The organism is Vibrio tapetis subsp. tapetis (assembly GCF_900233005.1).
Classification (GTDB): Bacteria; Pseudomonadota; Gammaproteobacteria; order Enterobacterales; family Vibrionaceae; genus Vibrio; species Vibrio tapetis.
The window spans coordinates 892,251-908,357 of the sequence record NZ_LT960612.1; the positions used below are offsets into that span (position 1 = coordinate 892,251).

Annotated in this window: 15 protein-coding genes; 6 read left to right on the forward strand and 9 right to left on the reverse strand. The window is 42.4% G+C overall.

Features of this window, described 5'->3' with window-relative positions:
• Positions 1-6 precede the first annotated feature (6 nt).
• Both VTAP4600_RS21075 and VTAP4600_RS21080 read right to left on the reverse strand, forming a co-directional pair.
• On the reverse strand, positions 7-474 hold the full coding sequence (locus VTAP4600_RS21075; protein ID WP_102524721.1) for a YjiG family protein: 468 nt from the start codon (positions 472-474) through the stop codon (positions 7-9).
• Entirely contained in the window at positions 474-1,208 is a 735-nt protein-coding gene (locus VTAP4600_RS21080; RefSeq protein WP_102524722.1) for a nucleoside recognition domain-containing protein, read from the reverse strand. Before VTAP4600_RS21080 ends, VTAP4600_RS21075 begins: the two co-directional genes overlap by 1 nt.
• Before the next feature lie 307 nt (positions 1,209-1,515).
• On the opposite strand from VTAP4600_RS21080, the gene VTAP4600_RS21085 reads away from it, so the two are divergent.
• Positions 1,516-1,812, forward strand: coding sequence for an ArsR/SmtB family transcription factor (locus tag VTAP4600_RS21085; RefSeq protein WP_269459959.1), 297 nt, complete (start codon positions 1,516-1,518; stop codon positions 1,810-1,812).
• Positions 1,813-1,901: 89 nt separating this feature from the next.
• Here the strand turns inward: VTAP4600_RS21085 and VTAP4600_RS21090 are convergent, their stop codons facing one another.
• On the reverse strand, positions 1,902-3,419 hold the full coding sequence (locus VTAP4600_RS21090; protein WP_102524724.1) for an HD domain-containing phosphohydrolase: 1,518 nt from the start codon (positions 3,417-3,419) through the stop codon (positions 1,902-1,904).
• Positions 3,420-3,704: 285 nt separating this feature from the next.
• On the opposite strand from VTAP4600_RS21090, the gene VTAP4600_RS21095 reads away from it, so the two are divergent.
• Complete coding sequence (locus VTAP4600_RS21095) at positions 3,705-5,705, forward strand: sensor histidine kinase (RefSeq protein ID WP_102524725.1); 2,001 nt, start codon at positions 3,705-3,707, stop codon at positions 5,703-5,705.
• 87 nt (positions 5,706-5,792) lie between these two features.
• Here the strand turns inward: VTAP4600_RS21095 and glpD are convergent, their stop codons facing one another.
• From glpD to VTAP4600_RS21110, 3 genes are all read right to left on the reverse strand, one after another.
• The gene (gene glpD / locus VTAP4600_RS21100) at positions 5,793-7,292 is read right to left on the reverse strand and encodes a glycerol-3-phosphate dehydrogenase (RefSeq protein WP_102524726.1); all 1,500 of its coding nucleotides are present in this window, start codon (positions 7,290-7,292) and stop codon (positions 5,793-5,795) included.
• Positions 7,293-7,435: 143 nt separating this feature from the next.
• Positions 7,436-7,855 carry a GNAT family N-acetyltransferase gene (locus VTAP4600_RS21105; protein WP_102524727.1) on the reverse strand — a complete coding sequence of 140 codons (420 nt, stop codon included), beginning with the start codon at positions 7,853-7,855 and terminating at the stop codon, positions 7,436-7,438.
• 169 nt (positions 7,856-8,024) lie between these two features.
• Positions 8,025-9,395: a YjiH family protein gene (locus VTAP4600_RS21110; RefSeq protein ID WP_102524728.1), complete on the reverse strand. Its 1,371-nt coding sequence runs from the start codon at positions 9,393-9,395 to the stop codon at positions 8,025-8,027.
• A 346-nt stretch (positions 9,396-9,741) separates the two neighbouring features.
• Between VTAP4600_RS21110 and VTAP4600_RS21115 the strand changes: the two genes are divergently transcribed.
• Positions 9,742-11,697: an alkyl/aryl-sulfatase gene (locus VTAP4600_RS21115; RefSeq protein WP_102524729.1), complete on the forward strand. Its 1,956-nt coding sequence runs from the start codon at positions 9,742-9,744 to the stop codon at positions 11,695-11,697.
• Positions 11,698-11,705: 8 nt separating this feature from the next.
• Positions 11,706-12,167 (forward strand): hypothetical protein, encoded by a 462-nt coding sequence (locus VTAP4600_RS21120; protein WP_102524730.1) that lies wholly within the window; start codon positions 11,706-11,708, stop codon positions 12,165-12,167.
• 48 nt (positions 12,168-12,215) lie between these two features.
• Here the strand turns inward: VTAP4600_RS21120 and VTAP4600_RS21125 are convergent, their stop codons facing one another.
• Positions 12,216-12,893 carry a YoaK family protein gene (locus tag VTAP4600_RS21125; protein WP_102524731.1) on the reverse strand — a complete coding sequence of 226 codons (678 nt, stop codon included), beginning with the start codon at positions 12,891-12,893 and terminating at the stop codon, positions 12,216-12,218.
• 686 nt (positions 12,894-13,579) lie between these two features.
• Between VTAP4600_RS21125 and VTAP4600_RS21130 the strand changes: the two genes are divergently transcribed.
• The gene (locus VTAP4600_RS21130) at positions 13,580-13,930 is read left to right on the forward strand and encodes a hypothetical protein (protein ID WP_102524732.1); all 351 of its coding nucleotides are present in this window, start codon (positions 13,580-13,582) and stop codon (positions 13,928-13,930) included.
• A gap of 162 nt (positions 13,931-14,092) precedes the next feature.
• Here VTAP4600_RS21130 and VTAP4600_RS21135 read toward each other — a convergent pair whose 3' ends face one another.
• Complete coding sequence (locus VTAP4600_RS21135) at positions 14,093-14,959, reverse strand: patatin-like phospholipase family protein (protein ID WP_102524733.1); 867 nt, start codon at positions 14,957-14,959, stop codon at positions 14,093-14,095.
• A gap of 262 nt (positions 14,960-15,221) precedes the next feature.
• Between VTAP4600_RS21135 and VTAP4600_RS26025 the strand changes: the two genes are divergently transcribed.
• Entirely contained in the window at positions 15,222-15,365 is a 144-nt protein-coding gene (locus VTAP4600_RS26025; protein ID WP_172443196.1) for a hypothetical protein, read from the forward strand.
• A gap of 96 nt (positions 15,366-15,461) precedes the next feature.
• On the opposite strand, the gene VTAP4600_RS21140 is transcribed toward VTAP4600_RS26025, so the two are convergent.
• Entirely contained in the window at positions 15,462-16,079 is a 618-nt protein-coding gene (locus VTAP4600_RS21140; RefSeq protein WP_102524734.1) for a glutaredoxin domain-containing protein, read from the reverse strand.
• Between the last annotated feature and the right edge of the window lie 28 nt (positions 16,080-16,107).

Genomic DNA, 16,107 nt, shown 5'->3' on the forward strand with positions numbered 1-16,107 from the left:
GCTCCCTTATAATAAAATGTTCATTACGAACATCGCACCAAACGCATTGATGATGGATATGGCGATCATGACCGGTATGTAGCGACCTTCGGTACCAACGGGGCCGAGGATACGGCCTAGATATTGAATTTGAGAACCCATAAGGTAAATCGCAGGCGCAAGAATCGCAATATGATCACCGTTTAAAATACCTTGGTCGAAGAGTGTGATGACCACACCTACGGCGCCGCCCATCGACATCCATGCTCCGATCAGTACAGCAGCAGCTTCACCCGGAAGGCCAAAAACAGCCATAATCGGTGAAAAAACAACACCCATCAGCCCAAGTGCACCAGTAATCTGTAATGCTTTAATGATGACAAACGCCATAAGTACGTTCGGAACCGTAGATGTGGTCGCAATCGTCCAGCCTTTTTTAGCGCCTTCTACGAAGATATCAGTAACCATTGGCTTTTTCGCTTTCACTTCGCTCATTATGCTACTTCCTCGTTTAATTTTTTATTATCTTTGGTCTCGTCGTCAGATTTTCCTTCGGTTACATTTAAGTAAACGCGAAACAAGTTAGCGCCAACAAACTTGAAGACAAACATAACAACGACAGCGAGGCCAATTGACGAAGTGACCGCGTTACTACCGTCGGCATACGTTAGAGTGAATAGGACCGCGCCAGAAGAGAAGAAGTTAACGATGGTTGCACCAGCAGTAAACTGGAACATGGTAAACACGTCGGCTTCGCGCTTGGTCAGTTGACCTTCATCTTTTAATTGGCGAGTCATAGCAGCACCAGCATCGGTACTTTGTAATGACGCAATCAATGCCAAGCTAGAGTTGCCAGGAATGCCTATCAGAGGTTTAAGCATTGGGGTTAGTAACTTACGAGCCGCATCAAGCGCCCCATAATGCTCTAGAACATTGATCATACCTAACGCAAACATCACAGTCGGGATTAAGGTTAAGGCAAATAAGAAGCCATCACGCGCACCGTTACCGCCTTGGCCACGCATGGTTGTGGTTAAGGCTTGAACGCCGTCGGCGGTTTCATTAACACCGTAGGCTACTTGTCCAAATGAACCATTTAACGTCGTAAAATCAAATACACCGTACCATTCGTTTGATTGTAATAAACCGGAAAAAAATACCACGGCGAAAGCCAGGGCAATGTAACTGCCGAACGTGACCTTGTTATCTGTCGTTGTCTTGGAAGACATAGCAACCCCTTTGAATAAAAGTAAAAGAAGGATAGTGATTTACGAATAAATAGTGGACTGATATGCATCAATTTTATATGACTCAGGTCAAGTAGGGTTTCGTATTGCAATTAGCTTTCAATTTAGATGATATGGCTATGTTAAGTGGTATTGGTGCTTAATGTTAGAGGGATGTTTTTGGTTGTCGGTCAATATTCTACCTGTGAATAACCACGATTTTGTGATGGTAAATTTGACACGATTCAGAGAGAGGGCTAGTTTTTACTGTATGAATTTAAATGATAAAACACCGCTCAGTGATATATTCATGGCATTGAGTGACGAAACGCGGCGATCGATGGTGGCTCAAATGTCTCAAGGCGCAGTTGCGGTAAAAGACCTGGTGCTACCGCATCCGATTTCTAAATCTGCGGTGACGAAACATCTCAAGATTTTGGAGCGAGCCGGGTTGCTAAAGCGAGAGGTGATTGGGCGCACTCATATGTGTTCGCTCAACGTCGAGCCTATTAACCAAATCAACCAATGGCTGGCTATGGCTCAACCGGTTTGGGATGATACGGAAGAAGCGCTTCAGTTCTATATGGACGTCCAGTTAACGGAATAGGTAATGGCTAGATGTGAGTCGCTAATGCAAACAATAAAAAAGCACCTTTATTCGGTGCTTTTTGTTTTTTGAAGTTTGTAATCGGTTGTTTAATCTGGGAACGAGCTTCTTATTCCTTGCAGTTCATCAAAATGCTTCAAAAACAAATCGGTTAAATTAGGATCGAATTGTTTACCAGACTCTTCTACAAATAGATCGTAGACATCTTTTGCAGGCCAAGGTTCTTTGTAACAACGGCGTGAAGACAAGGCATCGAATACATCGGCAATAGCGGTGATCCGTGCTTCAATCGGAATGCTTTCTCCTGAAAGTTTGTTAGGGTAGCCAGATCCATCCCATTTTTCGTGGTGGAAAGCAGCAATATTGGCAGCAATATTCAGTATCTCTAAGTTAGAGCCCCGAAGGATCTCTGCACCAACGCTAGCGTGAGACATCATGACTTGCCATTCTTCAGAATCCAGTTTTCCTGGTTTGTTTAAAATGGCGTCTGGGATGGCGATTTTGCCAATATCATGCAGCGGTGATGCTAATTTTATCTTGTGAGATAGCTCATCAGACAGTCCATATTTTTGCGCTAAAAATAAGGAAAGTTCAGCTACACGTTTTACATGACTGCCCGATTCTTTTGATCGTGTTTCTACCACTTCCCCTAATCGGTAAGCGATCTCTTTTTGTGTGTCTCTGACCTCGTTGAGTAAAATGACTTTCTCGTACGCAATCGTAATGTTTCTGATGAACAAATCTAAAATCTCAATGTTCTCTTCAAGACTATGATGAGGACAATGAACAATGAGTAAACCGACACTTTTGTTTACTTTTACCGGGATCAAGAACTCTTCGTCTTTGACTTGAATATAACGTTCTTGGGTATTGGCCACGTCTTCAACTGAACAAGAAATAAACTCATTCAAATCTTTTCCGATCAGCGCTTCTCCGCCTTCAGATGACGCCACAACTTGCCATTTCCCCTTGACTTCTTGGGCCGCAAAATTGAAGGCGTGTACTTCGCCTAGATCGAGTAGCGCGCTTAACTGAGAAAGAATGCCATCTAACCAATGAGTGCCATCACCTTCAACCAAGATCGAAGCTGATGAATTGATAATGGTGTTCAAGCCCTTCTTAGTATTTTCAATCACCATGATATCGCGATAAGAACGAAGAGCCGCACACAAGGTGGTATTCAGTTTGGTGGCAGTGAGCTCGGTTTTATTCTTGTAGTCATTAATTTCATATTTTTTAATGACTTCAGCTTCAGGGGCATCGCCAGGCTGCCCCGTTCTTAAAATGATACGAGCGGTACGGTTACCATATTCAACTCTTAGCCAATCCACGAAATCTAGACCTGCATGATTAGATTCCATGACAACATCTAAAAAGACAACTGAGATATCTTTATTATTGCGGAAGACTTCTTTTGCTTCTTCTGCCGAATAAGCATTTAGAAAATTAAGAGTTTTACCCAAATAGTCAAAATCGCTCAAGACGAATTGAGTGACTTTGTGTATGTCGATATCGTCATCGACGATCAATATGTTCCACTGCTCGCGGTCTTCCTTAACGATTTCATCTTCATGATCTGAAAAAAGAAACTGGTCATCATTTCCCATTACATACCTCTTAAGCAACGGTGTTTCATTGGTATTTTATAAAAGTAATTTAAGTGCAACTTAGCGCCATTTTCACTTCTTATGTAATGATTGTAGTAAAGATTATTCGTCAACAGGATAAATCTGAATAAAATTTTGAGTGAAAGCACAATTATCAATTCAGTCTGCGTATTAGGTGGCTCACAAAAATAACAATTGGCAAGAAAATCTGAATGATAGGTCTATACTAATTTTAGGAAGATTAGCTCAAAGCAGACGGCTCGCGCTATCGTTAAAGGGTTGCAAATGGAAAAACACTTAGATAAAGATGTTCAGGATAACCTCCCTCACGGAGACGCGATTAAGCGTGGCAATAGTATCGGTTTAAGATTGTTTTTTTACACTTTACTATGTGGCTCAATGTTGGCGATTGCCATTGCAAGTATTCAGCTTTATTGGGACTTTAAACGTGAAGAAGGTTTGCTTGCTGCTTCTTTAGAAAGAATTGATACGAGCCTGACTTCGTCTGTTGCCAATAGCTTGTGGAACTTAGATGAAGAACAATTGCAAATTCAAGTCAATGGTATTAAAAATCTCGCGAGCGTAGAGTACGTTGGCGTGTACTCTTACCATAATGGATCGCTACATGTCACCGTTGAAAATGGCCAATCAAGCCGAGACAACGAGCTGAGCAAAAGTGCAGAGCTTTACCACAGTGATGAAAAAATAGGGGCCTTGGTGATTGAAATATCTTATAAGGCGATCTACAACCGGCTAACCGAAAAAGCGACGGTTATTTTGTTGACGCAATTGTTCATCAATTTGATGGTTTCGTTTTGTGTGCTCTTTATCGTTTTTCACGTCATGATTAAACACATTAATCTAATTTCGAAATTCTTCCAGATGCGCAGCGTTGAAGGCAATGGAGTTAATGAGCAGTTAAACCTAGCCCGTAACGTACGCCACGATGAAATCGACTTACTGGTTTCTTCTATTAATAAGTTACATGAAGACATCGACTATCAGCTAGAAAAACGCAAGAAAATGAATGTTCAGTTAGAATTTGAGCGTGACTTTACCGGCGTAATTATCGCTTCATCCCCTTCGCTAATTTGCTCTTTAAACGAAGACTTTGTTATTCAGTTGGCGAACACTGAAGTACAGAATCTGCTATCGATGAATGAAGAGGATCTACTTGGAAAAAACTGGTTCGATTTTTTTGTGAATGAAGACGTGTCAGAAGATAGCCGACGTGATCTGTTGGAAAATATCCCGACTTATGAAATGGTTTTAACCATGAATGATCCCAATGGCGAGGAGCGCTATTTACAATGGCGTTTGGTGCAAAATAGGGAACTGCAACGTGTTATTTGCTTCGGTGTCGATGTAACGGAGTTGACGAATACCGAAAATGCGCTGATTTCTCTGAACCAAAAATTGGAACAAAAAGTACAGGAGCGCACACATTCTTTGGAAGAAACGAACAGTGAACTGTCTTTAACCTTAAGTCAGCTTGAAGATACTCAAGAGTCTTTGATTGAGGCTGAAAAAATGGCGTCATTGGGCGGGTTAGTCGGTGGCGTTGCTCATGAAATTAACACCCCACTTGGCATCAGTGTTACCGCTACTAGCTTTATTGAAGAAAAAGTGAAAGTGTTGAAGGTTGGCTTTGAAACCGGCAATCTTTCGAAAACTCAGTTTTCAGGAGCGCTGTCTTCGCTTGCTGAGTCGACGGAAATCTTGACTGCAAACCTATCCCGAGCAGAGCAATTGGTCTCTAGCTTTAAACAAGTCGCAGTTGATCAAAGTAGTCAGTCTATTTATCGTTTTAATGTAAAAGATAACTTAGATAAAGTGTTGCTTTCTTTGTCCCACGAACTCAAGGTATCTCAAGTACAAACTCATATTAGCTGCCCAGACGATATCAACGTAGACAGCTACCCAAGTGGCTACATCCAGATCTACACCAACCTGATTACTAATAGTATCCGTCATGGCTTCGACGAGTGGGATGGTGATAGAGACATTTTCTTTGATATTTATGCAGAAGGTGATCATCTTGTGATCCATTACCGCGATAGTGGTAAAGGCATTGATGCCGCCGTTGTTAAGAACATCTTCGAACCCTTTACAACCACTAAGCGTGGGCGTGGCGGTAGTGGGTTAGGTGCAAATATTGTTTACAATTTAGTGTCTCAATTATTGCAAGGAAAGATAGAGTGTTTGTCTGGGGTAGATGCGGGAGCTCAATTTAGAATTACGGTTCCTTTGGTCCTTGATATTGATGCTTCCATTGAGATTGGTTAACGGCAATTATTGTTGTTACGTACTGAAAATAAAAGCCACCTCATCACATGGGTGGCTTTTATTTCGTTGGGCGTTCGTTGTTAATAACTAGGCTCGTAGTGCCTGTGAGTCATTGTTTATGTATTGATAAAGCCCTTCGGTTTGTTCCGCATTAAAGGTAAGGCCAAGCTTGGTTCTGCGCCATAAAATATCTTCCACACTTATCGCCCATTCATGCTCAACCAAATAGTCGACTTCTGCTTGATAGAGGCCATGGCCGAAATGCAGGCCTAATTCATTTTCCGTTGTAAGGCCGTCAAGCATCTGATGAGTTCGAGTACCGTAATTGCGAACCCAGCGCTTTATGAGTTTAATATCAATGGTGGGAGCATAACGCGCTATTTTTGCTTCCAGATGATCTCTGGATGGAAAGTCCCCCCCGGGCAGTAATGCATTTTCTGTCCAATCGCCTGACATATCAGGAAAGAATGGTTGAAGTCGCTTCATTGCTGCTTGACCGAGTTTTCGATAGGTCGTTAGCTTACCACCGAATACAGAAAGTAAAGGCGCATTCGGGTTGCTGCCATCTACTTCTATGGTGTAATCACGAGTGACCGCTTGAGCGTCGGAAGACTCATCTTCCATTAGTGGGCGAACTCCTGACCATGTATTGATAACATCACTTGGGCTAATGGGTGATTTAAAATGTTGATTGACGATATCACACAAGTATTCGACTTCATCATCACTGATGGCCACTTTGCTCGGATCGCCTTCGTAATCGACGTCCGTCGTGCCAATCATGGAATAATCTTGTTGGTATGGGATGACAAATACAATACGTTTATCTTCATTTTGAAGAATATAAGCGTGATCATCTTTGTACAGTTTTGGCACCACTATGTGGCTACCTTTTACTAGCCGAATTGAGCGAGGCGCCGGTTTGTCTAACTGCTCCGAGAATAATGATTCAACCCATGGCCCCGCCGCATTAACCAATGCTTTACTTTGAATCTGGTAACTCGATTTGTCGTCTTGAACTGTAACCGTCCAACCATCGTCACCTGCCGTTGCTTGAGTGCAGCGTGTTCGAGTGAGTATGGTTGCCCCTTTCTGTTTGGCGAGTAGAGCATTACAAACAACCAAACGAGCATCATCTACTGCACAATCTGAATATTCGAAACCCGTTACCATATCGGATTTTAGGGGATCATTAGCCGTAAAACGAATCCCTTTACTGGCCGGAAGTGAAACTCGCTTACCGAGGTTGTCGTATAAGAATAACCCTGCGCGGATCATCCAAGCTGGGCGTAAGTGGGGGCGGTGAGGTAAACGAAAACGTAAAGGTGCGACCAAGTGCGGTGCATTTTTGAGTAAAGTTTCTCGTTCTGCCAACGCCTCACCTACAAGACGAAACTCATAATGTTCGAGATAACGTAATCCACCGTGAATCAGTTTACTAGAGGCCGAAGAGGTTGCTGATGCTAAATCGGACATTTCAACCAAGGCAACGTTAAGCCCGCGACCAGCCGCATCAGACGCGATAGCGACACCATTGATACCACCGCCGACAACCAATAAGTCAAAATGTTGTTTTTGTTGAGTCATTATCGTTCCTTTACTTTCGTTATACGTATAATTATGTTCGAATTCGAGCATTGTATAATGAATTTAGAACATGATCGAGCGAAAAGCACACGGAAAATGTTCATTTTGTGTGTGCCTTATGCTTTTCTTTACTAAATAAGAGGTTAAACGAGGGTTTTCTTGTAGAAGATTTTATCGGTACCGGTTTTAGGGAAGTCGACGTAGCGGCCAACTTCGGTAAACCCTTGCTTGAGGTAAAACTGGGGAGCCTGAAAATTATAGGTATCTAGAAAGATATGCTGGGCTTCGTGTTTCCGGGCTTCTTTTTCAGCAAGGGAGAGGATCTTGGCACCCAATCCTTTTCCTCTAATAGAAGAAGAGAGCCACAGCCGCTGTATATGTAAGGAATTGTAGTGTAAGCGGCCGGTTAATCCGCCTTCGACCTGACCGTTAGAGTCTCTAAGAAATAGTGCAATTGGTCGTTCACTTAAGTCGGGGAAGAAGTCTTTATTGAATTCGCTTAAGCCTTTATAAAGTATCTCAATGTCTTTTTTTTCTGGATGGTGCGTGACTTCAATGATCATGATGAGGTCCGTTTCAACTGCTCAATTTGTTGAGTATAAGTTATACAAAATAGGAGTGAAGGAAAAACGGTGACCAACTTATCAAATACAAAAAAAAGCACCTCTACGATAGAGGTGCTTAATGTACAAGAGCGTTAAATAATCAGCGAGACTCTTTAGGTTCTCTATTCTAGAAAATCAGGTGAGCAACACCTGCAATAACAGGAAGTGTGATTATGGTACGTAGAATAAAGATGAAGAACAGCTCAAAAATGTTTACAGGGATCTTACTGCCCAATAGTAGAGCACCAATTTCAGACATGTAAATCAGTTGAGTTACCGACATGGCGGCAATGACAAAACGAGTCAGGTCACTTTCGATAGAAGCTGCAAGGATAGATGGGATAAACATATCCGCAAAGCCAACCACGATGGTTTCAGATGCTTGAACCGCTTCAGGGATCTGTAGCAATTCTAGGAACGGAATAAACGGCTTACCAAGAATGGTAAATACTGAGGTGTATTCTGCGATCACTAGCGCGATTGTACCTAAAGCCATAACAACAGGTAGAACCCCAAACACCATATCTACCGCGTTTTTAATGCCCTCAGTGGCAACCGTTTTTGGTGACTTAACTTGATTCGCTTTGTTTACTGCAAGCTCTAGACCCCAAGAGAAGCTATTGTGACCAGTCGGAATCGCGTTTGCGCCTTTTTCAGGTTTGCTGCCGTCGATGTATAGGTCTTTCTTACGGCTTAATGGTGGAAGGCGAGGAATAATGATTGCCGCGACAATGCCCGCTAAACAGATAGCACCATAAAAAGGTAAGAACAGGTGCTCTAACTCGACTTGAGCGAGTACAACTAAACTGAATGTAATAGATACTGCTGAGAACGTGGTACCAACAACGGCGGCTTCACGCTGGGTGTAAAACTTGCTTTCGTATTGTTTGCTGGTTAGCAGAATACCAACACTGCCGTCACCTAACCAAGAAGCCATACAGTCGATAGCACTACGGCCTGGCAAGTTAAAAACAGGGCGCATGATTTTGCTCAGTAACGTACCAAACAGTTCAAGTAGGCCAAAATTAAGTAATAAAGGAAGTAAAAGGCCTGCAAAAATAAATACAGCGAATAGTGTTGGCAGTAGGCCTTCAAGCACTAAGCCACCCGTATTTTGTTCCCAAATGGCTTCAGGGCCAACTTGGAAAAAAGTCATTATTACCGCAGCACCACCGATTAATCGAACCGCTAACCAAAGTGGCGAAGGGCTCAATAGACCGTTGAGGAATTCGTTATTCGCCACAAATTTGGGCTTGGCAATCATATTAGCAACGGTTGCAACAGACATAAAAGCAATGACAGACGTTACGATTTCAATTAGGTAGCCATCCAGTACGGCTTGCAGTGCTTTAGCTAATACTGCAACGGGAATGGTGATATCACCGTTGTATGTGATTGGCGCCATAAAAAGGAACAGGCCAATTAAAGACGGAATCAAGAAGATCCAGAAATTGTTTTTGCTCTTGGGTGTGGTGCTAGTTTGTGTCGTGTTGTCCATCGTCTCTACTCTTGTTACGGCTAATGCATTATGTTTCGCATAATAATGCAATAAACATTGGTATTTACTCACTGACCGCAAGAATAACTACTTTTTATGTTAATTGAAATACTATGCATTAAAAAAAACTAATTATGCAGTTTTATTCTAGGTTAACTGGTCAAAATTTAGTTAATTGTAACGTAGATGTTATCGGGATGTCTGCGTAAAATTCGTCAATTTTTCAGCATCGGAGATTTAACCGGTATCACAATCCTAAATAAAGAATTTCTGCGACTTTGTAATCTGTAAATTACTGACCTATTTTCATTATGTGATACTTTTTTCATACTAGAGGGAATGGTTAATGAAGCGTTATGTAATTTCAGCTTTAGTTATTGGCTTTTCAGTCAATAGCTTAGCGTCAGAGTCAATGCCCGCCACTTCAGCCACTATTGAGGCGAATCAAAAGGTTTACAAAAGCCTCCCATTTAATGACAAAAAGGATTTTGAGAACGCGCAAAAAGGCTTTATTGCTAAACAAGATGTGGTCACCATCAAAAACGCTAACGGAGATGTTGTTTGGGATTTAGAAGAATACAAAAAATTCATCACTCTCGATGCGAAATCACCGGATAGTGTAAATCCTAGCTTATGGCGTAATGCTCAGCTCAATGTGATTAATGGCTTATTTAAGGTTAGCGATGGCATCTATCAAGTTCGTGGATATGACTTAACGAACATTACCTTTGTTGAAGGTAAGAGAGGGTGGATCGTTTTTGATCCATTAATCTCTCAAGAAACGGCGAAAGCAGCACTGGATTTTATTAATGGTGAGTTGGGCGAACGACCTGTTACCGCTGTCATTTATAGCCACAGCCACATTGACCATTTCGGTGGTGTCCGAGGGATCGTTGATGAAGCCGACGTAAAATCTGGCAAGGTTGAAATTATTGCCTCACATGGTTTTGTTGAGCACGCAGTTTCCGAGAACGTTATCGCTGGTAATGCGATGGGACGTCGTGCCATTTATATGTATGGGGCATTACTACCTAGAAATGAACGTGGCGGTGTGAATGGAGGTTTAGGGCAAACAACCTCTACCGGCCTTGCTACCTTGATCGCACCAACCTTGATTATCGAAAAAACAGGTGAAGAGCATACTGTTGATGGTGTTCGCATGGTTTTCCAGTACACACCTGGCTCTGAAGCACCAACAGAAATTAATACATGGTTCCCTGATAAAAAAGCGTTATGGATGGCCGAAAACAGTACCAATACCATGCATAACATTTTGACATTACGTGGGGCGCCAGTTCGTGATGCATTGAAGTGGTCTTACTATTTGAATGAAACTATTGAAATGTGGGGCAGTGACGTAGAGGTGAAATTCCAAAGCCACCACTGGCCAATGTGGGGGCAAAAAGACATTGTTGAGTACTTCAAGCGTCAGCGCGATATGTATAAATACACACACGACCAAACCGTTCGTCTGATGAATCAAGGTTATATAGGAGAAGAGATTTCAGAGATTATTCAGTTCCCTGAAGAAATCGATAAAAACTGGAGTACTCGAGGTTATTACGGCACCTTGCGTCACAATAGCCGGGCTGTGTATCAAAGATATATGGGCTGGTACTCTGGCAACCCGTCGGATCTAAATAATCTTCCGCCAACAAATGCTGCGGTGAAATACGTAGAATACATGGGTGGAGAAAGTGCGACGATTGATAAGGCTCAAGCGGATTTCGATAAAGGAAATTATCGTTGGGTTGCAGAAGTCATGAAACACGTAGTTTTCGCGAATCCGCAAAGTAAACGAAGCAAAGCTTTATTGGCAAATGCTTACGAACAGCTTGGCTATCAGGCAGAGTCTGGGCCGTGGCGTTCAGTTTATTTACAAGGTGCTTATGAACTAAGAAATGGAACCCCAAGTGCTGGTGGTACTACAACGGCGTCGCCAGATATCATCAAAAATATGCCACCAGAGATGCTATTCGATTACCTAGCCGTACGTATCCTACCAGACAAAGCAGAGGGTAAAGACTATACCATTAACATTGATTTCACTGATTTGGACGAACAGTACACGCTATATATTGAAAACTCGGTACTTAACCATACTCGTAAAATCAGCGATGAGCCCGACGTATCCTTAGTGCTAACGAAAGAAACGTTAGACAATGTTCAACTCGGCGCAGTGACATTAGAAAAAGCAATCATGGATGGAGACATTAAACTTAAAGGCGAGAAACAGGTCTTTAAAGACTTTGTTGGCATGCTGGATACGTTTAACTTCTGGTTTAACATCGTTACCCCATAGGAGCTGCCATGTCACCTGTATCAAACTGGGTATTATTGATATTGGTTTCAACGGCGACAAGCCTGCCCGCGCGGGCTTGTTCCTATGAAGGACAATTTAATAATCCGTTTACTGAGAGCTTTCCCGGTTCATTAGATGTCGCAATTGCAACGCAACAAGCAATAGAAGACGGCTTAACCCCCGCCCCCTCTTTACAAGGACAACAAGGGTTAAGTCAGGCAAGTTGGTGGTTAAAATTGCTGGCAAAACAATGGAAATCTGAATTAGGAAGTGAAACATTTGTGTATCTCGTCGATAGCCATCTTTGGTCAGAGTATAAAGCTGACTACGGAATGACGGTGCATACCCAAGCTGCTAATACCGATCAGAAAGTATTGCTGATAAGTGAAGCTGCGTTGTATCACCTAGTCGCAAAGGAGTTAAGTTTTACACGAGCCCAACAGCTAGGTATCGCTCAATTTTCAATCTAATTATTTTTTAGTTATGCAATAGAACAGGCTGACATCGGTGATGCTGGCCTAGTCTATTGACCTAGCGATCGTATCTAAGCGATGAAGATAGACCCAATAACTCATAGCAACAATAAAGGCGAGGCCTGCTGGGATTAATAATGCTGAAAACTGCAAGTGAGCATAGAGAATTGCCCCTCCGAACCCTCCGAATAGGAAGCCAAGGAAAATAAGGCTAAATAGCCACGCTTTTCGTTTATCCCATTCTTCTCCTCTAATACGAGCACCAAGCATCAGCCCCAAATCGGTGATGATCCCCGTCATGTGAGTCGTGCGGATAACAGCACCGCTGTAGGTTGAGATCATGGCATTTTGTAAGCCACAGGCGGCAGAGGCTAAGTAATGGCCGCCCCCATAGCCTTGAGTCAAAGCGACCGTGGCTGCTACCAGTAAAGCGCTTTCTACTAGTAAAGCGACGCCGTATCTTCTGCCAAGTTTTAGTGCTGTGCGTTCTATTAAGACACCACTGAACGTTGCGCCTGCAAGAAAACTGATAATAATCATCAGTAAATGAAAAGACTGATCATCAAAGGGAAGCAGCTGTGTTCCCAGTAAAGTAACGGTGCCAGACAAGTGAGACACAGACTGATGCTGAAATCCGAGTAGGCCAACGGCATTGATGGTGCCAGCAATCATAGCCAGTAGAAAAGCGCCGGATTCTACCCAGCGAGGTAGTTTGGTTATCATATTGGTGAACAGGGCAGTGATGGAATCGCGGAGTATACTCTCTTTATTTAAGGCGAACAGTACTTAAACTGAGCGGTGACTAATTGTTGGTTTTATAAATAAGCATCAAATTGAGAAGTGAGCTGTAAGAGATCTCTTACATATGATGTGAGATATAAACAGATTTTTCTATAAGAATAAAACGCAACCTCCATAAGTTGTTGTTTAAATTTGAATTTTATTCAGTGAAACGTGTTGTTTAATAAATGTTCAATAAAATAGGGTCACAAACAGGGACGAAAACTGTAATCTTATTGTTGTCAGCAGGGAGCAGACAGAAGGAACTCACAGGAAGTGAGGGAATAATCAAGGCAGATTATTCAGATGGACGACACAAGGATGCACGGAAGAATCAGGACACGCTCAATGGATTGAGTTTTGTATACTAGGATGTATGCAAACAAGGATGCTAAAGGACACCGCTTAGGAAGGCGCGAAAGGAATACGCTAAGGATAAGGCGAGCTCAAACGGATTATTAACGAGCGCAGTTAGTAGCATGAATAAGCTATCGAAATATTTTTATACCCCAATACGTATGTATTGGGGTTTTTCTTTTTGTGCAGCTGAAAAATCTATGTGCAGAAACAATTTTGATCTTTTTCCAATATCGCTACAATGGCGGCATTAGCATAAAAGGTAGGCCAAAATGCAACAGAATGAATTTGAAACGCTTGTTAATGCGTTAGTTGAACTAGAAAATTTACCCGCAGCCTTAGAGTTTTTGAAAAATTGCGAAGAAGCGGAAGTCGCAGAAGCCGCTGAGTCGCTTGTCGGGCAGTTTGCTTTAGCAGAAATGAATGGTGAAAAACGCGTTTACCATGTTTCGTTACTGGAAAACGAACAGGGTGAACAAGAAGAGTTTGTTGAGCACGTGATGAATGAAGGTGATGACCTAATTAAGTTTGCTGCTTGGTTCTTTTACACCATGTTTGAAATTAAAGACAAAGAAACCTATCAAGCTGCTGGTCGCACATTTACCCAATCAAAGCGCAGCTAACTCTTTACTCGTTATCCAATAGTTTACGCTAGAAGGCAAGCTATTGACGATAGGAAACAAAGCGCCCTCGCTGCTGGCTTATTCTGAATAAGTGAGAAGTGAGGGCATTTTTTGTTTTTAATCATTGTGCATTCTCTTTATGAATGCGAGCTTATTATTATATCAACAGAGCTTATTTTTAAAATACAGTTCCGCTTTTGTCCTGCCAAGGGCAATCATTTCGGCTGCTTTGTCGAATTCCAGCGTTCCACATGCATTCCGCGCTATTTCAATCGTGACATCTGCCGGGTAGGCCGCTAATTTTTGGCGGGCAATGGTGCTTTGCATCGCGTCGAATGCTTGGTTCGCAATTTCATAGCCTTCAATATTAAAGTCGAAGCTCTTTTTAACCGAATTGTGCAGCTTGTCGATATAAGAGCTGACCTTGGCATGCAGTTTTGAATCACGGGTGATCACAGGTGCTGTGATGATTTGTTCTTCCATTGGCCCGCCAAGGTTCACCGCTAACGTTAAATCGGTTTTGTCACCAAATGTTGGGGCGATTGGAACAGGGTTTAACACTCCTCCGTCAATCAGTGCTACGCCATCAATGACGAATGGGGTGAAGAACAAGGGGAGGGAGATAGAAGCGCGAATGGCATCAAATAAACGGCCTGAATTTAGCCAAACCTCTTTCTCTTCTGCTACATCGGCCGCAACGGCAGTATAAGGTATCGGAAGATCTTCAATCGAAATATCGCCAATCAAATCAACCAAAGTATTGATAATTTTATCGCCTTTAAATATACCACTGGACTGCCAAGAGATATCTAGAAGCAAAGCCATGTCGACGCTATCGATACTTGAGATCCACTCTTCAAACTGATCTAGTTTTCCTGCAGCATATATACCACCAATTAAAGCGCCAATGGAACAACCTGAAATCGAAGCGATGTGGTAATTGTTCTCTTCTAACCAACGAATTATGCCTATGTGGGCAAGACCACGGGCGCCACCGCTCCCAAGAACTAAGGACACACTTTTTTTCATTACGGCTCTCCCGACGTTACCAGAAAATGGGGGGATTTGGCTAGAGAATGGAGCCAATGCCCACTTTAACTAACTGAAATTGTTTATATGTTTTTTATATCGAGTAACAAAAATAAGATAACGTGTAATGAATTTAGGATCAATTCGTATACTTGCTCGGCAGTAATTGTGTAATTAAGTTACAAATAAGTGTGATTTAAGTCTTGTTTTTGGTCGGTTATGGCGTATCATTATTGTAACTTAATTACAAAAAGAGGCGAATATGAATTTAGACCTAGGCACAATCTATGTTGCGAACCACATGGCAAAGAAAATGATTGATGAGCAATTATACGGAAAGCAACAACCACGCGTTCGTCGCATCTCAGTACTTAGCCGAGTATTTAAGAAACTGAAAAACCGCTAAGAGATCAAATTATGCTCAACGGAATGAAAAAATAACCCAAATTGACGACAATTTGGGTTTTTACTTTTTAGGAGGTAAAGAATAGCAATTTACTGGCTAACCGGTAGATTTCGCATCCATTTCGATGACGTTATCAGGTGGCGGAGTAATACCCCCTTCCGCAATATGTTGCTCTAAGCTATCAAAACCACCAATATAATGGCCGTCTAACCAGATCTGCGGAACGGTTACCGGTGTCTTCTCGCCAATATTCGCTTTTACTTCAGGGATCATCCGATACAGCGCGGCGCTATCTTTAACCACATCAAGATATTGATATTGAACTCCGAGTTCGTCTAGCTTTGCCTTCGCTTTTACGCAATACGGACAGGTTGCCTTACCAAATATAATATTGCCCTTGAGGTTGTCGCGTTTCGCCCACTCCTGAATGACTGTTTGTACTAGTACGCCTCGGTTAAGTGCTTCACCTTGGCTGATGACTTTTCCTTCCAATACAATGATCGGTGCGTGCCAAGAGCCAAGTTTTAACGGTTCCCACCAATTGGATAACCAGTCTTTGATTTCAATCTCGACAGGGATACCCGCTAACTCATTTTGGAGCGTATCTTGTAAAATGTCTTTTGTTAACGTGCACTCTCCACAAGGGATATTGACTTTGAACGGCCCCCAAGAGCCTGCCCAGCGGTAAAGTGTAATTTTCATAGGCTTGGTCATTCATCACCTCGTGTTTTGTTCGCCTTTA